Below are 22,406 nucleotides of genomic sequence, written 5' to 3' on the forward strand. Positions count from 1 at the left end.
ACTTCGGTGAACGGTTCGTACAGCGAACATGACCATCCGACCAACGACCGATTCCAGCCAAGTTCTTGATGCGCACCTGACAGTTCACGCGTTCTCCTGTCAGGCTTCCCAAGGTCACTCCACAGCAGCCCCGCTGTGCCACCGCTGTGTCGTGGCTCATCACCTTCGTGCATCTGGTTCCGCGTTCCGCCTTGTTCTGCCCGGACGGTCACCCGCCGTCCGGCCCCCCTTGGCCGCGCGATCCGCGGCCACGCAGAAGGAGACAGTGTTGAGACGCAGTTCCTCTCGCAGACCCACCGCCCACGCCCCCTCCCGTCGTGCCGCGGTGGTCGCCCTCGTCGGCGTCTCCGCCCTGCTGGCCGCCGCCGTCCAGGCGGGCACCGCGAGCGCCGCCCCGGCCGGGCCCGCCCCGTCGAAGATCAACCCCGCCCACACGGCCGTGAAGCTCTCCCCCTCGCAGCGCGCCGAACTGATCCGCACCGCCGACGCGGCGAAGGCCGACACCGCCCGCGACATCGGCCTCGGCGCGCAGGAGAAGCTGGTCGTCAGGGACGTCGTCAAGGACGGCGACGGGACCGTCCACACGCGCTACGAGCGCACGTACGCCGGACTCCCCGTCCTCGGCGGCGACATGATCGTCGACACTACTTCGGCCGGGAAGACCAAGCAGGTCATCAGGGGCTCCAAGGCCACCATCAAGGTTGCCTCGCTCGCACCCTCGATCGCCGCCTCGAAGGCGGAACAGCAGGCGCTGGCCGCCGCCAAGGACGCGGGTTCGACGCGGACCGATGCCGACGGCGCCCCCCGCAAGGTGATCTGGGCGGCGAGCGGCACGCCGGTTCTCGCGTACGAGACGGTGGTCGGCGGCCTCCAGGACGACGGCACCCCCAACCAGCTGCATGTCATCACCGACGCCTCCACCGGCAAGGAGCTCTACCGCTACCAGGGCATCCAGACCGGCACCGGCAACACCCGGTACAGCGGGCAGGTCCCCCTGACCACCACGCAGTCGGGGTCGACGTACACGATGACCGACGGCGCGCGCGGCGGCCACAAGACGTACAACCTCAACCACGGCTCGTCCGGAACCGGCACGCTGTTCTCGCAGACGAACGACACCTGGGGCGACGGCACCAACACGAACGCCGCCACCGCGGGCGCGGACGCGCACTACGGCGCCGCCGAGACCTGGGACTTCTACAAGAACACCTTCGGTCGCAGCGGCATCCGCAATGACGGCGTGGGCGCCTACTCCCGCACCCACTACGGCAACAACTACGTCAACGCCTTCTGGGACGACAGCTGCTTCTGCATGACCTACGGCGACGGCTCGGCCAACAACAACCCGCTGACCTCGATGGACGTCGCCGGCCACGAGATGAGCCACGGTGTCACCTCCGCCACCGCGAACCTCACCTACAGCGGCGAGTCCGGCGGGTTGAACGAGGCCACGTCCGACATCTTCGGCACCGGCGTGGAGTTCTACGCCAACAACGCCTCGGACCCCGGTGACTACCTCATCGGCGAGAAGATCAACATCAACGGCAACGGCACCCCGCTGCGCTACATGGACAAGCCCAGCAAGGACGGCGCCTCCCTCGACTACTGGACCTCCACCGCCGGAAACAAGGACGTGCACTACTCGTCCGGTATCGCCAACCACTTCTTCTACCTGCTCAGCGAGGGCAGCGGCGCCAAGGTCATCGACGGCGTCAGCTACGACTCGCCCACGGTGGACGGGCTTCCGGTCACCGGCATCGGCCGGGCCAAGGCGCTGCAGATCTGGTACCGGGCGCTGACCACCAAGTGGACCGCCTCCACCAACTACGCCGCGGCCCGCACCGGCACGCTCGCGGCGGCGGGTGAGCTGTACGGCACCTCCAGCCCCGAGTACAACGCGGTGATGGACGCCTGGGCGGCGGTCGCGGTCGGCTCGCGCTCCGGTGGCGGCGGCAACCCCGGCGGCACCGTGTTCGAGAACCAGTCCAACGTGTCGATCCCGGACGCCGGCCCGGCGGTCACCTCGCCGATCACCGTCTCCGGGGTGAGCGGCAACGCCCCGTCGAACCTTCAGGTCACGGTCGACATCGTGCACACCTGGCGAGGTGACCTCCGGATCGACCTGGTCGCCCCGAACGGGACGTCGTACCGCTTGAAGAACAACAGCATCTCCGACTCGGCGGCCGACGTGCACCAGACCTACTCGGTCAACGCGTCCTCCGCCCCGGCCAACGGCACCTGGCAGCTGAAGGTCCAGGACATGTACGCCGGTGACACCGGGTACATCGATGGCTGGAAGTTGACCTTCCCGTAAAACCCTCCGCTAGGTCACTCGAACCTCGAGGACAGGGCGCCGTTCCGGAGATTGCGCATCCGGAACGGCGCCCGTTCATTGCGCCGAAACACAGATCAGGCAGACGACTTTCGGCCAACATCACCTCGGGATCCTGACATGTACGCGACCTTGATGCCACGCTTCCACCGCACGGATCACCCGCACCGCAACTCACATCTTCCGCACGGCCCCCCATTCGTGCGGTCGCCCCGACGCCGCCACCGGCAAGAAGCTCCACGAGTACCAGGGCATCGAGACCGGCACCGGCAAGACCCTCTACTCCGGCACGGTCACCGTCGGCTCGTACCTGTCGGGCTCGACGTACCAGCTGTACGACACCACGCGAGGCGGCCACAAGACGTACAACCTCGCCCGCGGCACCTCCGGCACCGGCACGCTGGTCACCAACACCACCGACGTGTTCGGCACCGGAACGGCCTCCAGCTCCAGCACGGACCAGACGGCGGCCGCGGACGCCGCCTACGGCGCGCAGGCCACCTGGGACTTCTACAAGAGCACCTTCGGCCGCAACGGCATCAAGAGCAACGGCTGAGCTCACCGGGCCCCTTCGCCGCCAAGTTCAGAGAACAGATCTGTGTCCGGATGAACCGCTACTCGGTCCCGGTCCGGCTGATCGGACGCACCGTCCGCGTCATGCTCCACGCATCCGAGCTCGTGGTCTACGACGGCCGCGAGGAAGTCGCCCGGCACGAACGGCTCATCGCCCGCAATGGAACTCTGCCCGACCCTGGTGGTCATTCGGTTTGATCAAGCGGTGAGGCTCAGTTCGAGTCGGGCGAGGTGGGTGGTTCGGGTGCGGTCGAGGGGGTGTCCGTTCCACCAGGCGTCGAGGCGGATCAGGTTCAGTGCGGCAGCGCTGTAGGTGTGTTCTAGTACTGCAACGACACTCCGTGACGTTGTGGACGCTGCCTCGTTGATCGCTGCATGCAGGAAGAGATAACTGACGGTTGGTCAGATGTGTTCGATGACTTCGTGGCGCGATTCGCGGGTCGGTTCGGGCGTGTGGAGTCGCGGCGGCGGGTGGTGTCCTACCTGCGGGGACTGCTCAGTGAGACGGAACGCAAGAACGGCTAGACCCTGGCGGAGACTGTCGGCGATGACGGCCCCCAGGGCATGCAGGGGCATTGCGTGATTGGGATTGGTCCGGTTCGCCGGTCTCGTGAGTGACGTGGCGTCATGTCCGTTGTGGGGCAAGGGGCCCGGGAGAGCAGAGCAGGCACGGTGCTGGTGATCATGTGGTTGTCGAGACCCATGAGAACCGAGCGAGACCGTGCCTGCCCGAACATCATCGCCCATCCCTTCCGCACTGGAGCAACTGGGCTCCCCGACTGATCCCCTCACCTCAAGCGATGTCGCTGACCTGCGGCGATTCCTGATCCTGGTTACCGATCCCCGCGATGCGCGAGGACTGCGATATCCGGCCCTCGCGTTGCTGTGCGCAGCCGTCTCGGCGGTGCTGACCGGCGCTCGCTCGCTCATCGCGATCAGCGAGTGGATCACGGATGCCCCGCAACATGTGCTGGGCGTCCTCGGCTTCGCTGCCGATCCACTTACCGGTCTGCGGCCGGTGCCGCACGCCGCAACCGTGCGCCGCCTGCTGCAGCGTGTGGACGGTGACGCGCTGGACGCGGCGATCAGCGCGTATCTGCAGGCCAGAACGCCGCCCCCGGTCGAGCCGGAGGCGGAGAAACGGCCGGTGCGACGGGTGATCGCGGTCGACGGCAAGGTGGTCCGCGGATCGCGAACCCGGGTGGCCGCGGCGATCCAGCTGCTGGCGGCGATGGACCACCACGGCGTGGTCCTGGCCCAGCGGCAGGTCGCTTCCAAGAGCAACGAGATCCCCTCCTTCGCGCCGTTGCTGGACGGTCTCGAGCTGGAGAACACGGTGGTGACCGCCGACGCCCTGCACACCCAGCACGACCACGGGGCCTATCTGACCAGTCGCGGCGCGCACTACGTGGCCGTCGTGAAGAAGAACCATCCGGGCCTGTACGCCCAGGTCAGGAACCTGCCCTGGCGGGACATCCCGCTCGGGCACCGCGCTCGCGACCACGCCCACCACCGCGACGAGATCCGCCGGCTCAAGGTCGCCGCGTTCAGCCACCTCGACTACCCCGGCGCCCGCCAGGCGATCCAAGTCGTACGGTGGCGACGCGACTTGAGCACCAGGAAGCTGACCATCGAGCGCGTCTACCTGATCACCAGCCTGAGCGTCTTCGACGCCACCTGCACCGAGCTCGCCACCTGGATCAGAGGCCACTGGGGTATCGAGAACCTCCTGCACCACGTGCGGGACCGCACGTTCCGCGAGGACGACTCCAAGGTCCGCACCGGCACCCTGCCCCGCGCCATGGCCTCCCTGCGCAACCTCGCCATCAGCGTCTTCCGCCAGGACGGCCAGACCAACATCGCCGCCGCCCTCCGCCACACCGGCCGCGACTACCACCGGCCCCTACGAGCCCTCGGTCTCACGTGACGAACCCAGACAGATCTCGATCATGCAATGACCCTGCCAGGGCATGCAGCGTGTGCTGAACCACTACGTGTGGGACGCCGAGGCTCTGCGCGACGATGTCCGCGACGCGGTCGTGGAACTCCTCGGGGATCCCGAACAGGGAATTCTCATCCTCGATGAGACAGGATTCCTGAAGAAGGGCGTCCGGTCGGCGGGTGTGGCCCGACAGTACTCGGGGACGGCCGGCCGGATTGAGAATTCTCAGATCGGAGTCTTCCTGGCCTACGGATCCGAGAAGGGGCGTGCCCTGATAGACCGTGAGCTGTATCTTCCGAAGGGCTGGACGTCGGACCGTGAACGCTGCCGGGCGGCCGGTATCGAAGACGATGTCGAGTTCGCCACCAAACCGGACCTGGGACTGCGCATGCTGCAACGCGCGGTGGAGGCTGGGATCCCGTTTGGCTGGGTGACTGCTGATGAAGTCTACGGCCAGACAAGCCGAATCCGGCTGTGGCTGGAGGACCACGAGATACCTCACGTGCTGGTGGTTCCGAAATCGCAGATGGTCATCACCATGGAATTCTTCGGTCAGGCCCGCGCCGACGAGCTGATCAGCCAGCTTGCCGACGATGAGTGGAAGACTCTGAACTGCGGCAACGGTGCTCATGGGCCGAGGGTTTACGACTGGGCGGCAGCCCCGATCCGGCCCTGGCGCCGCGAGGGCTGGGACCACTGGCTACTGGCACGCCGCAGCCTTACCGACCCCACGGACATCGCCTATTACATCTGCTTCTTCCCGACCGGGACGCCTCTTGGGGAACTCGTGCGGATCGCGGGCTCCCGGTGGATGGTCGAGGAATGCTTCCAGGCCGCGAAGAACGAGACCGGGCTTGATCACTACCAAGTCCGCGGCTGTACCGCGTGGTACCGGCACATAACTCTCTCCATGGCCGCCCTCGCCTTCCTCGCCATCCTGCGGGCGGAGGTAAAAAGGGGGATCTCGAAACCGATAGCGAGCGATCCCTCATACCCGTGACCATGAACGAGGCCCGGCGTCTCTTCAATCGCATCTGCTTTCCCGTCCGTCATGGCGTCCAGTACGCACTCGCCTGGTCCGTATGGCGAAGAAAGAGCCAAGCACGAGCTCGCATCAGCCACTACAAACGCAGAGGACATCACGGAGTGTCGTTGCAGTACTAAGGATTCGTTACGCCTGGTGGGCGGCTGACGAGCCGCCAGCGGCAGAAGGGTTCTGAAGTTCTCCCACAGATAACGCCCCAATATCTGCGGTAGCTTGAATCGTCACCTGCGGTGACGCTCTCCGGCCGCTACGTGAAGCGGCCCTGTTATCTACGGCAAGGCGGAAGTGGTGCCCACCGTCGTGCAGCTGCCGACCGGGAAGGCGTTGACCGTCCGGACGGCGGCCGACGTATTCCTCGACTCTCTCGGCAACCCGAACACGATCCGGAACTACGGGATCGGGGTGGGCAAGACCGCCGAACGGCTCGGCGAGGCTCGGCCGCTGGCGTCGGTCGCGGACGACGAGATCGGTGAGGCCCTCGAACTGCTCTGGGGCACCGCGGCGGTGAACACCTGGAACGCACGCCGGGCAGCGGTGCTGTCCTGGCTCGGCTGGTGCCGTGAGCGCGGCTACGACGGCCCCGCCGTCCCGGCCTGGGCGAAGCGGCTGGCGGTGCCGGACTCCCAGACCCCGGCCCGCTCGAAGATGGCGATCGACGGCTGATCGCGCGGCGCGAGGCGCACCCGCGGGAGAAGACCCTGTGGCGGATGCTCTACGAGACCGCAGGGCGGGCGGAGGAGATTCTCGGCGTTAACGTCGAAGACCTGGACTTCGCCGACCGCCGCTGCCCGGTCAAGGCCAAGGGCGCGAAGTCGAAGTCCCGCCGCCGGGGCCAGGTGCGCAAGGAGTACGTGCTGGAGACCGTCTACTGGGACGCTGGTACCGCCAGGCTGCTGCCCCGGCTACTCAAGGGGCGCACCCGCGGGCCCGTGTTCGTCACCCACCGCCGCCCGGGGCCGGGCAAGGTCGTCAACCCCCGCGACGTGTGTCCGGACACCGGGCTGGCCCGCCTGTCGGACGGGCAGGCCTGCGCGCTGCTTGACGAGCACACTGCCGTGCATGGGCCCGGGACGGGCTGGGACCTGCACGAGTACCGGCATTCCGCGTTGACCCACCTCGGCGAGCAGGGCGCGTCGCTGCTGATGCTGATGGCCAAGTCCCGGCACAAGAAGCCGGAGAACCTCCGTCGCTACTTCAAGCCCTCGCCGGAGTCCATCGCCGAGATCACCAGCCTGCTCGCACCCGGCGGCAGCAGGAGCTGAGCGCCGGTGGCCGGCGGCTTCACTTCACCATCTGGTCTCCGGAGATGGCGCCTGCCCCGCGCAGGGTGAGGAATGCCTGGTCCACCAGCGAAGGCAGGTCTTCGGCGCCGTCGCTTTCCACCCAGCAGGTGAGCGCCGTGGTGAGGGCGGCCAGCGAGGCCGCGGCGAGAACGCGGGTGCTCAGCGTGGCTTCTTTCTGGAGACGGGCCGCGAGGGCCTCGGCGAACAACTCCTCGGTGGCGTACTGGTTCTCCCAGACGCGGGCGCGTAGCGCCGGTGTCTTGAGGACGAGGCGGGTACGGACCAGGAGTGCTTCCTTGTCGGTGGCATAGACGGTAGCCAGGCCGTGGGCCAGAGCCTGGTGCAGGGCGGTGAGCGGGTCTTCCTCCTTGGGGCGTTGTTCAATAAGACGGACGATCATCGGGTCGTAGTCGTCGCTTTCGACGACGGCTTCCTTGGTGGGGAAGTGACGGAAGAAGGTCATGTGGGAGACCCCGGCGGCGGTCGCGATCTCTTCGACGGTGGTGTTCTCGTATCCCTGGCTGAGGAAGAGCCGCAGTGCCTGTTCCTGGATGGTGCGGCGGGTCTGGGCTTTCTTGCGTTCACGCAGGCCCGTTGGCGCGGTCGGGGGCGAGTTCATGGCCGTATTTCCTTCTTTTGCTGGTTCATGGTGGCGGGCAAGGGCGCTTGGCGTGGTCACCGGGTGTGGTCGTGGCCGAGCGTGCGTGTCAGCCACTGGCTCAGCGCGGCCGGGGATGTGCCGCGCCAGGCCAGGTGAGCGTCGGGCCGCACCAGCATGATCTGCTGACTGCGAGGGTCAGCGCGAGTCAGCACGGTCACTGTGCCAGTTTCGCCGAGGTGTCGGCGGGCGATGGCTGCGCAGGGGTGCTCGCTTGTGGTGGGTAGGAGGAGTGCCCAGTGTGATCGCAGTTCCGCGTGCAGACGCGTCGGGCTGCCGTCGTCCCGGACGCATTCGAGGTCGGGCACCCGGTCGCCGGCGTGCGGGCCGCGGGTGGACCAGTTGGGGAGGGAGCGGGGTGCCAGCGGGCCGTTGCGGTAGGTGACCTTCAGCTGGGAGGACTTCTCCCAGATCAGCCGCTGCACCAACGGCCGGTTCATCAGCGGGACAAAAATACGGTCGCGCACCGCCCGAGCGAGTGGCGTCTCGCCGACGATCATGCGGGTCATGGCGCTGGTGGACTTCAGTACCTCCTGCGCGATGGGCCGGCGCTCGGCCTGATACGTATCCAACAACGCAGTCCCGGCCCGGCCGGTGGCGACAAGAGCGAGCTTCCAGGCCAGGTTCTCGGCGTCGCCCAGGCCGGTGTTCATGCCCTGCCCGCCGAACGGGCTGTGGATGTGCGCCGCGTCCCCGCCCAGCAGGATCCGGCCGCGTCGGTAGCTGGACGCCAGCCGACGGTGGATACGGAACGTGGAGGTCCACAGTGCCTCGCGTGCCACGGCGGCCGGAAGACCTGCATGATCCTGAAGCACTCCGGCGAGCGCGGCCAGCAACCCGTCGGGCTCAAGATCCTCTGCGGTACCCGCAGGTGCAGGGGCCATCAGGCGCCACACGTCGGTGCCGGGCAGCGGAAAGGCTCCAACCATCTGGTCCCCGCGCAACCACACCGAGACCGCGTCGCGGGGCAGAGGCAGATCTGCTCGCACATCCGCAAGCAGAAAGCGCTCGATGACAGCAACCCCGGGGAATCCGATGCCTGCCGCTTTACGCACCCGGCTGTGCGCGCCGTCGCATCCCACCAGCCAGTCGGCACGCACCTGCCCGTCGGCAAACCGAACGGTCACGCCCTGGCTGTTTTGGTCGGCAGCAAGTACTTCGCGCCCCCATTCCACTTCGACACCCAAATCGCTGAGCCGGCGCCGGAGCCGGGCTTCCACCTCGGCCTGGGAAATGATCAGGCCGGGTCTGGTCACCAGCTTGGTGCGCTGACCGACCTTCAGCCGCGCCATGGGCTCGCCATTGACATGGGTGATCACCTGCCCGATATGCACCGACCGCTGCGGCAAGTCCACCAGGGCACCGAGGCGGTCGAGGACTTCCGAGCCCCGCGGCTGCAACCCGAGCGCTCTGGAAGTCGCCGAGGGCCCCTCCGCCTTGTCCACCACGCGGACCGGCACCCCGCCCGCCCGTAACCCGCAGGCCAGGGCGAGCCCGGTCGGGCCCGCCCCGGCCACCACGACAGTTGTATCCGACATCTCGAACTCCAAATGTTAGCCACTAACTATAGTTAGAAACTAACTTCAGTTGGGGTCGAGGTCAAGGCCGTCGTCGTGATGACAACAGGCCACTGCGGTCACTCCTCCTTGGTGGCTTCCCGGTCGCGTAGCGGACGCAGGCCACCGGGCAGGTCGGGGAGCTGGAAGGAGTACCGGCCCAGCATGTTGATGTGGTGCCGCACGAACGGCGAGAGGCCCGCCACGCCTCATCCGCATCCGAGTCCAGCGGCGGCGTCAGCTCGAACAGCGCGGCCATCGCGGCGGCCAGCTCCTGGCGCGGCACCACCGCCTCGATCTGCTCCCACATCGCCTCGAACGACTCCACCTTCGGCCCGCTGACCTCACCGGTGTCGGTGTCGACCTGCTCGCTGGTGGTGTCGAACACCACCTGGAACGCGGTCGCCAGCTTCGCTGACGCGCGCTCCACCCTCGGCAGCGTCTTGATCTTCTCCTTGACCGTCTCCCGCTCAGCCTTGGCCAGCAGTTTCGTGGCGATCAGCACCTCCAGCAGGTCCAGCGCGTCATCCACCGCCCGCGTCGTCAGGTACACCGCGGTGGCCAACAGCGTCGCCAGACGCCGCGAGTCACCGTGGCGCCGCAGCAGCGTCGCCTTGCCGTCCAGCTCTCCCATCCCGAAGTCGGCGATCTCCTACGCCCGCTGAAGGGACCACTTCATCTGTGGACCCGACACCCGCACCGGACCGCGCCGCAGCCGATCCAGCTCCGAGACCCGCGCACCGGACGGCACGGTCAGCAGCGAGTCGAGCACCGCCCGCTGACCGGTGTTCAGCAGCCCGTAGAGGGTGTCCCACAACCGGTTGTTCGCCGCCTCCCGCACGCTGCCCACCGGCCGGGCCAGACGGCTCGCTCCGGGCAGCAGCACCCGCCGCGTCGAACAGTGCCTTCGGCCCGTCGCCGGTCGTCCAGGCCCGCGCGTCCAGTCATTCGCTCAACTGGTCCGAGACCTCGGCGAAGTCCTTCCAGCCGCCGGCCTCCTGGATCTCCCCGGCGTGGGTACGGGCCGTCCCGTCCCGCTCGCCGTACTGCTTCAGGCACGACGGGTCCGCGACCTCCAACTGCTCGGCCAGGTACTCGACGACCTCCGTCGGTACCTGCCGCGGGTCCGGCATGAACCGCCCCAGATACCGCACGCTCGTCAGCTGGACCGCGAACCCCAGTCGGTTGTGCGCACGCCGCTTGGCCTGCACCGCCTCCCGGTCCGCGTCGTCCAGGAAGAAGTACCGCTCCAACTCCGTACGAGACGGCGACCCGTCAAAGGCCCCATACCGGGCCTGCTCATCCGAAAGATACTCGACTGCCACCACAGCTCTCCGAAGGTCGACAACAACGACCCGCGAAGACTCCGATGCGCAATCACCCCAGGTCAAAGCGCCAATCAGCTCGGAGAAGGCCTAACGCACGATCTGACACGGATGTTCCTCAGCCCCCTTCTCTACGCTCTGTAACCTTGGACTGCCGTGCCTGCCGAAGCGACGCAGCCGTATAGGGCGTCCACGCAGAGAGTAGTGGGGAATGAGTGTGGTGGAGAGCTGGTCCCGCGTGATGAGTCTTCTTCGGGAGCACGCCCCGGCCGATCATGCGGATCTGCCCGGGCCAGCCACGGAACAGATGCTTGCGGCCGCCGAGGAACGGATGGGCATCCAGCTTCATCGGGAACTGCGGGCGTGGCTGTTGCAGAACAATCTTGATCTTCCTGAGGAAGATGTGGACGACGATGTGGCGTGTTGCGGTTTCGCCGGGTTTCCGGACGAGGGAAGTTTCTTTCTGGGCATCCGGGCGATGGAGACGCTCTACGCGAACCACTCCATGCCCGGTGGGGTCAACCCTCCGGATCAGCCGGACAATCCGTTCTGGCGCAATGAGTGGATCCCGTTCCTGTCGGACCAGGACGGCTGGATGGGAAAGTTCATCGACGTGCGGGACGGCCGTATCGGCAGGTGGTTCGTGGGTGAGATCACGACCACGGGCGAGTACGCGTCACTGGCTCACTATTTCGACTCCGTGGCAGAAATGCTGACGAAAATCGCCGATGGAAGCCATCCGACCTGCTCGGTCGCCGAAGGACGACTCGTCTGGTCGTGAAACCAAAGTGCCCCCCGGTTGTTCCGGGGGGCGGAGCTTCGGCGTTGTCCGGCCTCGTCTGTTTTGATCATGTGAGGCCGAGGAGGGCGTGGGTACGGGTTTGGTCCCGGGCTGCTCGTCGGAGTCCGGAGGCGATGTTCCGGACGCCGGCCAGGCGAAGGGGTCCGATCGCAAGGTTCCTGCAGGTGGCCATTGCTCTGGGTGCGTTCCCGGTCCGCACCTGAGAGGCGTCCTCGGCGAACGTGACGTCCCTGCCGTGGTGCAGGGCCTCGACGGTCCAGTGCCCTCGGATCAGTCGGGCGAGCTGAGCCGGGCCGGCCTGTTCGGCGGTAAGGCTGGTGACCGCGTAGACGGTCTTGAGGCTGATCTTCCCGGTCTTGCGGTGGACGCGGCGGCGAACGATCTGGACGGCCTGGCGGGCACCGGGGAAGAGCAGGTTGTTGACCGTGCAGACCTTCAGTCTGCGGATCTTGTGGCGGCCGTGACCGGTCGCGCGGGTCCTGTCCTGCAGCGGAATCTGTTTCCAGGGAAGGGACTTGAGCTGTTTCGGCCTTGGGGCACTTCGGTACAGCGGTTAACGCTAAGCCGATGATCTTGGGCGGCTAGCTAGTGCCGCATCAGGCAACGTTCGCCCTGCCGGAGGTCCTGCCTGTCGACGGGTTCGGCCACTGGCGATAATCGACCGATGAGCGATATCGAACGCCCTTTGCCGCCCCTGAACGCCGACGAGCGCATCACGCTCGAAAGCTGGCTTGAGTTTCACCGCGCCACCCTCGCCATGAAGTGCGAGGGCCTAGACGATGAGCAGGCTGCCGTCGCGTCCGTGCCACCGTCCGGTTTCACCTTGACCGGCCTCGTTCAGCACATGGCGGAGGTGGAGCGGAACTGGTTCCGCCGGGTGTTCGCCGGAGAACAGGCCCTGCCCATCTACGACCCGCAGGCTGACCCCTCCGCCCCCGACGGCGGCTTCGAACTGGCCGAGGACGCCACACTGCACGACGCCCTCGCCACCTGGCACGCGGAGATCGCCCGCGCCCGCGAGCTCTGCGCCGACCGCGCCCTGACCGACACCGGCCGCTTCATGGAGCAGGACGTCAACCTCCGCTGGATCTACGTCCACATGATCGAGGAGTACGCCCGCCACAACGGCCACGCCGACCTGCTCCGGGAGCGCATCGACGGCACCACTGGTGTATGACGCGAGATCAGGTAGGGCCGTCCTGTTGTGAGGTGACGCGCCGCCGGGTTCCGAGCCGGGCGGCGCGTCGTGTCAGGGTGCTCGGGTGGCTGAACGTGTGCGTGTCCGTGAGATCGATGACGACGAGGGGCAGCGCCTGCTGCGGATCGTCCGTAGAGGCACCGGATCGGTGGTGACCTGGCGGCGAGCGCAGATGCTGCTGTTGTCCGCGCAGGGCATGGACGTGGTGAAGATCGCCGAGGTGACGTTCACCAGTGCGGACCGGGTCCGGGATGTGATCCACAACTTCAACGCCGACGGGTTCGCCTCGCTGTACCCGAAGTACAAGGGCGGCCGGCCAAAGACCTTCACCCTCCCGGAACGCCGCGAGATCAAGAAGATCGCCAAGTCCAAGCCGGCTGAGCACGGCCTGCCGTTCTCGACCTGGAGCCTGGCCAAGCTGGCCGACTTCCTGGTCGCCGAGGGGGTGGTCGACGACATCAGCCACGAGGGCCTTCGGGTCCTGCTCCGCCAGGAGGGCGTGTCGTTTCAACGCATAAAGACCTGGAAGACCTCCCGCGATCCCGACTATGCCGCCAAGAAGGCCCGCGTCGAGCACCTCTACGCGATCGCCGACGGCGAGGTCATACCCGAGAACGGGGAACCCGAAGTCGTCTTCTGTCTGGACGAGTTCGGGCCGCTCAACCTCCAGCCCCACCCCGGCCGTCAGTGGGCCGAGCGCGGCGGACGGCACAAGGATCCCGGCCGGGAGCCCAGGCCGCGCAGGCGGGCGACCTACACCCGCCCGCACGGGGTCAGGCACCTGTTCGCCGCCTACGACCTGGGCAAAGACAAGCTCTACGGGCACATCAAACCGAGGAAGAACCGGACGAGGTTTCTGGAGTTCTGCCGCTACCTGCGCAGCCTTTATCCGCCGAGGATCCGCATAGCGATCGTGCTCGACAACTTCTCCCCGCACCTGACCACGAAGAAGGACACCCGGGTCGGCGACTGGGCCGAGGCCAACAACGTCGAGTTCGCCTACACGCCGACCAACAGCTCCTGGCTGAACCGCATCGAGGCCCAGTTCACCGCCCTGCGCTACTTCACCCTCGACGGCACCGACCACGCCAGCCACAAGGAGCAGGGCAGCATGATCCGCCGCTACATCATCTGGCGAAACCGTCACGCTGACGATCAACGGCTACGAGCCGCGGTCGACAGGGCGAACGTTGCCTGATGCGGCACTAGTCGGCCAGGTCCGCCGCCAGCTCGTCGCGCCAGTGCACGGACATGCGCAGGCTCAGGACCGTCTCCGCCGCCGCGGGCAGGGGCAGCAGCAGGAACCGGCGCAGGGCCCCGGCCGCCGCGTCCCGTCCGTGCCACGCCGCGAGGTCGGCCGCGGTGACGGGCGCCGGGTCCGGTTGGTGGCGGGCCGCGTCGAGCAGTCCGCGGACGGCCCGGGTCTCCGCCCGGATGGTCCGCATCCGCAGGTCGAGGGCCCCGTCAGCCGTCAGGTCCACCGGCTCGCCCCGGCCGGCCTGCTCCAGCGCCCGGGCGATCTCCGGGTAGCTGTCGATGCCGGTCTCCGACGCCAGCCGGGCGAGCTGCGCCACCACCGCGGAGCGCAACCGCTCCGGCGGGGTCCGCTCCACAAGGGCGCCAAGGTCGAAGTCGCGTACGACGGTGACCGGGTGCCGCGCCTCCGGCACCTCGTCGAGGACCGGCAGCAGCAGCGCGCTGGCCAGTGGCGCCGCCGCGTCGTCCGCCGGGTCCCAGCTGATGCCGTGCTCCGCCGTCAGGCCTGCCAGCAGCCGCGCGTAGGCGGCCGTCGAGCCGGGCCAGGGATCGACGCCGATCCGCTGCCACTGCTGTCCGCCGGGTCCGAGCGCGGGCTGCCCGTCGGGTCCGGTCACGTAGTCCTCGCGCGGCGATTCGACCCGGTGGCCTGCCTCCGGCCGCTCCGTGCAGTCCTCGACGACGGTCACGCGCACCTCGGGCCCCTGCTTGGCCAGCCGCACCACCCGGGTTCCGCGGGAGAGCCGTCTCAGCACCTCGGGACGGCCGAACTGGGCGTCACCGCCCTCTTGCATGGCGTACGACCACCCATCGCCGCAGGACCCGACCCGGACCATCGGGCGGTGCGCGGCCCAGGGCGCGCCGGCGGACAGCCTCGCCTGTTCCCGGCTGCGCGGCCCGGCGGTCGCGGGCACGGAGCCCAGCCGGTCCAGCAGCTCCCCGGGGTCGATGCCCGCCGCGAACACGACGTCCGGCTGCACGGGCGGTGCGGGTTCGGGTCCGAAGAATCCGCCGCTCCCGAAGGTGATGACGGCGTATGCCCCGTCGGGCTGCGGGACGGGCGGGGCCGGCTCGGCCGCGGAGACCTGCGGCTCGGGGGCCCCGGCGGCGACGTCCAGGGCGGAGGTCGGGTCGGCGACGACCGTCCCGCCGCCGTCCCAGATCAGCCGGCCCTCGTGGGCCAGGGGTGTCCGCCCGTCGAAGGGAAGGCCGTTGTCCAGGGCCGTGGCGAAGTCGGAGAGGACGTGCCGCAGTCCCCGCCAGGGGGTGAAGGTCGAGCCCGTCTCGTCGAAGTACCGGCCGACCCGCCCGTGGTGCGGGCCGGGGCGGGTGACCAGGAAGAGTCCGTCGGAGGACTGCCAGCCGATGCCCAGGGTGATCAGCAGTCGTTCGTGCGGCCAGTACGCGTACTCGTCGCGCTCCTCCTCGTCGAGCTCGGCCTCCTCATCGGCAACGTCCTCCCCGACCTCGCGCAGGAACTCGGCGCTCCGGACGATCTCCCCGACTCCGGACGGTGGTCCGTAGTAGTCGAGCCGGAGCGTTCCGTCCTGGAGCTCCACACCGTCGTGCCGCAGCAGCGACTCCCTCAGGTCGGGCGGGAAGGCCACCCCCAGCCGGAGTTCGGCCGCCGCGATGTCCGCCAGGACAGCCGGCGGTCGCAGCAGCCCGTGGGTGACGGGGGCGTGCCGCGCGAGCCAGCTCTCGATGCGGTCCCAGGACTCTTCGACGGTGAACGTGATCATGCCCGGCACCCTAGGCGCGGGCACTGACACCCGGACGGCGGGGCTGCCCGTGGTCCCGTCACCCGCAAACGGGCGCGTCGTCCGGCACCGCTCCGAAGGCACGGCGGGCACCGGACGACACAGACCCGGAAAGATCCGAAAGAGACGGCCTAGCACACCCGGTCGGCCTGGTGGCAGGGTTCGGCGGAAGATCTCTGGTCAGCCGCGGACGCTCATAGCGTCAGGTTCATGCCAGTGGAGTTCTTGACCGACGAGCAGGCCGTTATCTGGATCTCTTGCACTTGGCAGGCGTGATGAGATGGTCTTGTGTGTGGCTGACAGTGTCAGCCACCTCTCCTAGAGTTGCTCAGTGTCACCGGAGCTGATCCGGCTGGCACCGCACGAATGGGAGGACCCTCCCGCATGACCACCCCGCCGTCCGAGCGCACCCTCATCTACGCTGAAGACCTCAGGCCCGAGGACGTTCACGCCCTGGAGACGTTCCTCAACGCCCAGTTGGGGCGGGTGTACGAGGAGGTCGGCGAGACTGGTGAGACGTCCTTCGCAATGCGGTCTCTGCTCATCCTGGTCTGCGACTCGGCCGGGCTCCTGCACACGCTGCTCGTGGTGGAGCGGCCAGAGGCGTGGCAGCGGGCCGCGATCGTGCGCGAGTGGCAGCGGCTACGCAGTACGGCCCACGAGTTCAACCACTGCGAGGGCTATGACCATGATCGCTGGTGGAACCAGGTGCGGCACTTCGACGCTTCCGACGAGACCAACGAACAGGACCGGATCCGCCGGTTCGCCGACGTCGGGCCGCGCCCCGAGACCGGACATTAGGTGACGTTTGGTCGATTATGGCCTTCGTATCTGGGGACCGCCCGCGGACGAGCCGTAGAGGAGTGGCGCAGGGCCGGGCGGTTCTGCTCGGCGGTCAGGCGGGAACGTCGGCCCGGTCTAGGACAGCGGCGATCTCGTCCTCGGGGAGCGCCGGGTTGGAACCCGCGCTGGAGGCCAGATCAGGGACATGAAGCGCCTCGCGGAGCCGGTGGAACGGGAGGCGCGGGTCGCCAACCGCCGCCTGGCGTGTCCAGACCGCAGGGTCATGGCTGAGCCGTTCGATCAGCGTGGGTGTGGCGGCCGGGTCCCGGACGGCCAGCCGACGGTAGTTGCCGTCCGGGTGGTCCGCGTAGCGCGCGGCGAGACCCTCGCGGGGAAAGCGGGGGTGCGTCTCCGCCATCCAGGCGGAGAACGTGCCACCGAGCCGCGCGTACACACGCATCAGGACCTCCTCCGGGGTGTCGGGGTGGTACATGCCCAAGAGGTCTTCCACCAGCGGGTCCTCGGTACGTACGAGCAGGCGCAGAAGGTCGGGCGACAGGTGGGGGCTCTGGGCGACGGTGCGCCGGAGCAGCGGGTGGGCGGAGGACGCGGCCCTGCGCAGCACCTCGGGGTCGGCGAGCCCGTCCCGTACCCACTCCACGTCCCCCCTGGCGAAGGCCTCCACTGTGAAGTCGATCGACATGCGTCGTGTCTCGTCCAGTTCCGGCCTCAGGGAGACCGCGAGCCGTACGGCCTCGTCGGGGTCGACGGCGAGCCGCTCCACGAGGTCGATGGGCAGCGACGGGTTCTCGGCGAGGGCGGCCAGGTGCGTCCGCTCGGCGACGCACCGTTCGGCGTCGGCGCGGTGGAGGAGCCCACGGCGCATCACCTCCGCGGCGGACTTCGGATCGCGGAGGAGTTCGGCGGTGACGCGTGCGTCCCGTCGGCACTCCCTCAGCGCGGCGGTCCGTCGCACCTCGGGGTCGGGGTCGGCAAGCAGCGCCGACCGCTCGCCCGGCGGCAGCTTCTCCCATGCGCGCGCCGCGCTCCGGCGCGCTGCCGGTTCGCGGTGCGTGGCCAGCGAGGCCACGAACGACGGCACCAGATGGGGCGAGTCCAGCAGGGCCATCCGTACGGAAAGGTCGGGGTCGTCGAGCAGGCGGGCGCACACGTCGTCCGGCAGCGGCGCGACCGTCGTACGCGGGTCGCGCCACTCGGGTCCGTACGCGAGAGCGGCCCGCACCTTGGGAGAAGGGTCGTCCGCGAGCCGGGCCCGCTGCGCGGGCTCGGCCCTGGTGCTCATGGCGAAGTCGATCCGAGCGCCAGGGTTCGGGTGAGCCAGGATCACCGCGATGGCTGGCTCGGGAAGTCCAGCCCGCTGGAGGGCGTGACGGGGCGGGCCGTCACCGCCGCCGTCGAAGGCGAGCAAGCGCAGCAGCAACGGTGTCGGCAGCGCCGGGTTGCGGGCGACTCCGTCCAGCGCGGACGCGTGGAACGCGACCATGATTCCCCTACCCCTGTGTCTCCGTCGGCTGGTTCGCGACCATGATCCCCCTACGCCCGTCAGGCCGTCAGGCCGTCAGGCGGTCGGACCGTCATGATCGGCCGGACAGCACCTAGGGCGGGGGTCTGCCCGCTGTAGAGCACGGCCGAGTTGGAGTCGCCCGTGCGGACTTCGATGCGTGTGCCGTCGGGGCGGCGGGCGGTGAGGACGTACGTGCGTTTCGTGCCGTCGATCTCCTCCTGAGGCCCCGCGATGTCCCAGTCGGCCGGGCTGAGCAGGCCGGCCGCCCGGGAGGCGACGTCGGCAGCGCCGACCCCTTCGGGGCGTTCCCCGCGGAACACGGACGAGTAGCTGTAGCGCAGAGGCTCGTGCCAGTCGGCGACGTTCGGCTCGTCGAGGAAGAGGAGGCCGAGGTCGGCGCCGGGGGTCAGGTCGTCGATCAGCTCGACGAGCTGCGCACGCAGGGCACGCCCGAGCCGGTCCAACTTCTCACGCGCACCTGGTATTTCTCCCACTGGAGCCCCCTCTCTCGCTTGATCACAGGCATCCTATGCGGGTGAGAACGGTGAGAACACAAGCAGAGGCCCGTACCCAGCTGCTACGGCACTTCACGGAGACGCTCCGTGCGCTGCCCCCGGAACTGTCGCTGGCGCTACGGCATCCGGACTTGCCCCACGCGGGCCTGCACCGCGGGGTTGTCCTGTCCGAGGACCTGAACCATCCCGATGACGGCTGGGCGACCTTCGACATCCGGTACTGGGTGCTGGGAACCACGCCGGACACCTGCGACCGGTATTTCGACCTGGTGACGGGGGTGTGGTGCGAGTGGGGCTGGGCGACGAGGGACGGAGGGGCTGCCCGTACGAGCACGGGTTGGGCGGACACCCCCGACGGCTACGCCCTCGTCCTCACGCAGAGTGTGAACGGCTACCTGAGCATGGCCGGCTCGACACCGCTGTTTCTGCGGGACTCGGTGGTGGGGGACCCGATGCCGACGCGGATCGCTCGGCGGGACGGGGAGGCGGTGTCCTCCTTGTAGTCAGGCTCGCAGAGTGAGTGGTGTGCATCGTGACGTAGCGGGTCACGGGCCTGGCGTGCGTCGGTGTCGGCGTGCTCACGCTGGTTGTGGGCGGATGACTTCGGTGCAGATCGTCGGTCAGCGGGCGACTTCTCGGTTCGTCAGGACCAACAGGGCCCGCACCAGCGCGGTCGCCCCCTTCGGGCGTGTCTTCAATTGATCTTGAGTAGTGGATCACGGACGGGTGATACGTCGCCATGAACTGTCCGATGCGGAGTGGGAGTTCCTCCGTCCGTTGCTGCCCCAGTCCTTGCGCGGACGGAAGCGGCTGGACGACCGAACCGTGCTCAACGGGATCGTGTGGAAGTTTCGGACGGGCACGGCCTGGCGGGCCGTGCCGGAGCGGTACGGCTCCTGGCACACGCTGCACACCCGCTTTCGCCGGTGGGCCCTGGACGGCACCTTCGAGCGGATGCTCCGAGCCGCCCAGGCCCGGGCGGACGCGGCGGGCAAGATCGACTGGGTGGTGTCGGTCGACTCCACCGTCGTACGCGCCCACCAGCATGCCGTCGGAGCCAGAAAAAGGGGGCTCCGCATCCCCGCACTCGGACGCTCCCGGGGCGGCCTGACCAGCAAGATCCACCTGGCCTGCGATGCCCTGGGGCGCCCGCTCGGCTTCGTGCTGACGGGCGGCAACACGAACGACTGCACGCAGTTCACCGCCGTGATGGAGGCGATCCGGGCGCCCCGCCTCGGGCCGGGACGGCCCCGGCTGCGGCCCGCTCATGTGCTGGGCGACAAGGGCTACAGCTCCCGCGCGATACGCACCTGGCTGCGGCGGCGCGGCATCGCCCACACCATTCCCGAGCGGGCCGACCAGAAGCGCAACCGGGCCCGTCGCGGCAGCAGAGGCGGACGCCCGCCCCGCTTCGACGAGCAGCTCTACAAGCAGCGCAACGTCGTGGAACGGTGCTTCAACCGGCTCAAGCAGTGGCGTGGCATCGCGACCCGCTACGACAGGCCGCCGAGTCCTACCAAGCGGCCGTCACCCTCGCCTCGCTCCTGATGTGGGCGTGACATTTGAAGACAACTCCTAAGCGGCCTGGCCGAGGTTCGTTTCGGTACGGCCGTGCCCGATAGGGGCGCCGAGATCAGCGGCGCACTTCGCCGCGCCCGCTTGGCGCCGTAACCCGAAAAAGCAGTGGCCGCGCGGGCTTGGAGCCACATATGTTCGCCTCCATGGTTGACGCAACTTTCGGGCATCCGCGCCTTGCCGCCATCTACGACCGACTCGATCCGGACCGCAGCGATCTCGACGCGTATGTCGCGATGGCGGAGGAGTTCGGGGCGCGGTCCGTGCTGGACATCGGGTGCGGTACGGGCGTGTTCGCGCTGATGCTCGCAGAGCGCGGGATTACGGTCACCGGGATCGATCCCGCGCGGGCGTCCGTCGACGTCGCGCGTGGCAAGCCGGGCGCGGAGCGGGTGCGCTGGCTCGACGGCGACGCGGGGGACCTGCCGCCCATGCAGATCCACCTGGTGACGATGACCGGGAACGTCGCCCAGGCGATCGCCGATCCGCAGGCGTGGCGTACGACGCTGCGCGGTGCGTACGAGGCGCTGCGGCCCGGCGGGCGGCTTGTCTTCGAGACGCGCGATCCGGCGCAGCGCGTGTGGGAGGAGTGGGCGGAGTGGACGCGCGGGACCACGTACCGCATGACGGACATCCCGGGCGTCGGCCACGTCGAGACCTGGGCCGAGCTGACGGACGTGAGCCTGCCGCTGGTGAGCTTCCGGGGTACGCACGTGTTCGCTGCGGACGGGGACGTACTGACCTCGGAATCGACACTTCGCTTCCGCGAACGTACGGAGATCGAGCGGGACTTGGACGAGCACGGCTTCGTCGTCGAGGACGTACGCGACGCACCCGATCGGCCGGGCAGGGAGTTCGTGTTCGTGGCGCGTCGCGGTACCGCGGAGCCCGTCCCTCCCGGAATGCCCTAGGGAGCGTGTGCACCACACAGCGCCGGGCAGACGGGACTTTGAAGACACTCCCTAGGCCGGGGAGGAGTCACGGCCCGAGGCTTTATCTGCCAGCTTCCTGTGTACCGGAGGTTTCCACGACTAGCCTCCGCAGCATGCTGCGTATCGCCGACGCCCGCACGGGTCGCCTCGTGGAGCTTCCCTCCGCGCACCGCCACCTCCTGCGCATCTGCGTCCATCTGCCGGTCGCCGACAACGGGATCGGCGCGGTGCACCTGCGTGTGCTGCTGCTCGGCGACGTACTGGCGCGCACCGCTGAGCTGCACAGCCTGCAGACCCTCACGGTGCTCACCGTGCCGGACCTTCCACAGGAGCAAGTTCAGGCGCTCGACCGGGTCATGGCCGTACTCGGCATCCACCCGCCCGCCACCGTCCGTGCTCACGATCCGAGTGGGACGTCGAGCGCTGCTGCCGACGTGCATGTGCTCGCGCACGGTACCGACCAGCAGGACAGCGTCGGCGGGGTACGGATCGATGTGGGCCGGGTCGGCACAGCACCCCCGGACGAGGGCGGCCCAGGCTCCCCGGACACAGCCGCCCCAGAGGGAACCGACCCGCTGGCTGTCAGGATGCTGTTGCTCGGCCATGCCTACCGCACGCCCGTCATGGTCACCGGTGCCGCGCTCGTCGAGGCCCGGCGGACACTGCGGCACTGGCGGCAACTGGTGGCCGACTGGGCGCAGGAGCCATCCAGGCCGATCCCTGTCGACCTGCTGCGACAGGCTCATGCCGCGCTCGCCGACGATCTCGGCGTCCCCGCCGTCCTGGACCTGTTGCGCAGCGTGGAGAGGGACGCGGACGTGGCGGCCGGTGCCAAGTTCGAGACGTTCGCCCATTTCGACCGCGTCCTCGGGCTGGACCTCGCGCGCGAGGTCGGCCACCAGCACCAGGTGACACCATGACTTCGGGCGACTCCCGATGCCTGGTCGTGCTGCGGCACGCCAGATCCGCCTGGCCCGACGACGTGGCCGACCACGAGCGGCCTCTCGCCCCGCGCGGCCGTCGTGACGCCCCGGCGGTCGGCCGCCGGCTGCGCGAGGCCGACTGCGTTCCCGACCTGAGATTCCGGGCGTGATGTCGCGCGGCTGTATGGGCCCTGAACTGCGGGTCTGTCCGAACCTTCCGCGACGCCACGCAGAGATCGTCAGCAGGAACAGTACGCGGCGGCAACGACGGCATGAACGGATTACGCAGCTCCCCGTACGGCCGCTGCTGCCAGCCCACGGCGATCCACTGATGCAGCATCCTGTTGAGCTGGTCCAGGCGCCACAGTCCTTCGCCGGATACCTTCGTGCCCCGTTCCGCGAGGCTGGAGCCGATGTAGCCG

General features: G+C 68.5%; 15 protein-coding genes and 7 pseudogenes. 16 read left to right on the plus strand and 6 right to left on the minus strand.

Translation table 11 applies throughout. The features are described from left to right. The first annotated feature begins 268 nt into the window (after positions 1 to 268). From OG395_RS49615 to OG395_RS49645, 7 genes and pseudogenes are all read left to right on the plus strand, one after another. Entirely contained in the window at positions 269 to 2,314 is a 2,046-nt protein-coding gene (locus OG395_RS49615) for a M4 family metallopeptidase (RefSeq protein ID WP_327248779.1), read from the plus strand. 232 nt (positions 2,315 to 2,546) lie between these two features. Then, a pseudogene (locus OG395_RS49620) lies at positions 2,547 to 2,885 on the plus strand (M4 family metallopeptidase); the annotation flags it as partial. A 41-nt stretch (positions 2,886 to 2,926) separates the two neighbouring features. Continuing rightward, positions 2,927 to 3,070: pseudogene (locus OG395_RS49625) on the plus strand (Mu transposase domain-containing protein); the annotation flags it as partial. Between the two features lie 210 nt (positions 3,071 to 3,280). Further along, positions 3,281 to 3,427, plus strand: a pseudogene (locus OG395_RS49630) (IS701 family transposase); the annotation flags it as partial. A gap of 199 nt (positions 3,428 to 3,626) precedes the next feature. Then, positions 3,627 to 4,832 carry an ISAs1 family transposase gene (locus OG395_RS49635; protein ID WP_442818529.1) on the plus strand — a complete coding sequence of 402 codons (1,206 nt, stop codon included), beginning with the start codon at positions 3,627 to 3,629 and terminating at the stop codon, positions 4,830 to 4,832. 40 nt (positions 4,833 to 4,872) lie between these two features. Continuing rightward, positions 4,873 to 5,847: pseudogene (locus OG395_RS49640) on the plus strand (IS701 family transposase); the annotation flags it as partial. Positions 5,848 to 6,180: 333 nt separating this feature from the next. Next, a pseudogene (locus tag OG395_RS49645) lies at positions 6,181 to 7,154 on the plus strand (tyrosine-type recombinase/integrase). Positions 7,155 to 7,173: 19 nt separating this feature from the next. Here the strand turns inward: OG395_RS49645 and OG395_RS49650 are convergent. The 3 genes and pseudogenes from OG395_RS49650 to OG395_RS58745 all read right to left on the minus strand — a co-directional run. Further along, positions 7,174 to 7,794 (minus strand): TetR/AcrR family transcriptional regulator, encoded by a 621-nt coding sequence (locus tag OG395_RS49650; protein WP_266753332.1) that lies wholly within the window; start codon positions 7,792 to 7,794, stop codon positions 7,174 to 7,176. A gap of 56 nt (positions 7,795 to 7,850) precedes the next feature. Continuing rightward, positions 7,851 to 9,371, minus strand: a complete 1,521-nt coding sequence (locus OG395_RS49655) for an FAD-dependent monooxygenase (RefSeq protein WP_327248780.1) — start codon at positions 9,369 to 9,371, stop codon at positions 7,851 to 7,853. A 214-nt stretch (positions 9,372 to 9,585) separates the two neighbouring features. Beyond that, positions 9,586 to 10,714: pseudogene (locus OG395_RS58745) on the minus strand (DUF4158 domain-containing protein); the annotation flags it as partial. 211 nt (positions 10,715 to 10,925) lie between these two features. On the opposite strand from OG395_RS58745, the gene OG395_RS49675 reads away from it, so the two are divergent. From OG395_RS49675 to OG395_RS49685, 3 genes are all read left to right on the plus strand, one after another. Beyond that, a complete protein-coding gene (locus tag OG395_RS49675; protein ID WP_327248784.1) occupies positions 10,926 to 11,495 on the plus strand; it encodes an SMI1/KNR4 family protein in 570 nt (189 codons plus the stop codon). A gap of 685 nt (positions 11,496 to 12,180) precedes the next feature. Further along, positions 12,181 to 12,693 (plus strand): DinB family protein, encoded by a 513-nt coding sequence (locus tag OG395_RS49680; protein ID WP_327248785.1) that lies wholly within the window; start codon positions 12,181 to 12,183, stop codon positions 12,691 to 12,693. 85 nt (positions 12,694 to 12,778) lie between these two features. Further along, positions 12,779 to 13,912, plus strand: a complete 1,134-nt coding sequence (locus tag OG395_RS49685; protein ID WP_327248786.1) for an IS630 family transposase — start codon at positions 12,779 to 12,781, stop codon at positions 13,910 to 13,912. A 7-nt stretch (positions 13,913 to 13,919) separates the two neighbouring features. Here OG395_RS49685 and OG395_RS49690 read toward each other — a convergent pair whose 3' ends face one another. Beyond that, complete coding sequence (locus OG395_RS49690; protein ID WP_327248787.1) at positions 13,920 to 15,713, minus strand: SMI1/KNR4 family protein; 1,794 nt, start codon at positions 15,711 to 15,713, stop codon at positions 13,920 to 13,922. 402 nt (positions 15,714 to 16,115) lie between these two features. Between OG395_RS49690 and OG395_RS49695 the strand changes: the two genes are divergently transcribed. After that, positions 16,116 to 16,532: a hypothetical protein gene (locus OG395_RS49695; protein ID WP_327248788.1), complete on the plus strand. Its 417-nt coding sequence runs from the start codon at positions 16,116 to 16,118 to the stop codon at positions 16,530 to 16,532. 94 nt (positions 16,533 to 16,626) lie between these two features. Here OG395_RS49695 and OG395_RS49700 read toward each other — a convergent pair whose 3' ends face one another. Next, positions 16,627 to 18,018: a Mucin-2 gene (locus OG395_RS49700; RefSeq protein ID WP_327248789.1), complete on the minus strand. Its 1,392-nt coding sequence runs from the start codon at positions 18,016 to 18,018 to the stop codon at positions 16,627 to 16,629. A 59-nt stretch (positions 18,019 to 18,077) separates the two neighbouring features. Then, positions 18,078 to 18,533: a hypothetical protein gene (locus tag OG395_RS49705; RefSeq protein WP_327248790.1), complete on the minus strand. Its 456-nt coding sequence runs from the start codon at positions 18,531 to 18,533 to the stop codon at positions 18,078 to 18,080. Positions 18,534 to 18,583: 50 nt separating this feature from the next. On the opposite strand from OG395_RS49705, the gene OG395_RS49710 reads away from it, so the two are divergent. The 5 genes and pseudogenes from OG395_RS49710 to OG395_RS49730 form a co-directional block, all read left to right on the plus strand. Beyond that, a complete protein-coding gene (locus OG395_RS49710; protein WP_327248791.1) occupies positions 18,584 to 19,057 on the plus strand; it encodes a hypothetical protein in 474 nt (157 codons plus the stop codon). 226 nt (positions 19,058 to 19,283) lie between these two features. Continuing rightward, a protein-coding gene (locus OG395_RS49715) for an IS5 family transposase (RefSeq protein WP_327249711.1) occupies positions 19,284 to 20,113 on the plus strand; the annotation gives its coding sequence in 2 pieces (ribosomal slippage) (positions 19,284 to 20,058 and positions 20,058 to 20,113; 831 coding nt in all). 162 nt (positions 20,114 to 20,275) lie between these two features. Further along, entirely contained in the window at positions 20,276 to 21,040 is a 765-nt protein-coding gene (locus OG395_RS49720; RefSeq protein WP_327248792.1) for a class I SAM-dependent methyltransferase, read from the plus strand. 134 nt (positions 21,041 to 21,174) lie between these two features. Then, a complete protein-coding gene (locus tag OG395_RS49725; RefSeq protein ID WP_327248793.1) occupies positions 21,175 to 21,981 on the plus strand; it encodes a hypothetical protein in 807 nt (268 codons plus the stop codon). After that, positions 21,978 to 22,139: pseudogene (locus tag OG395_RS49730) on the plus strand (histidine phosphatase family protein); the annotation flags it as partial. The gene OG395_RS49725 and the pseudogene OG395_RS49730, both read left to right, overlap by 4 nt. Positions 22,140 to 22,406: the final 267 nt, after the last annotated feature.

Origin of the sequence: Streptomyces sp. NBC_01320, assembly GCF_035974375.1 — a bacterium.
Lineage (GTDB): Bacteria > Actinomycetota > Actinomycetes > Streptomycetales > Streptomycetaceae > Streptomyces > Streptomyces yanii.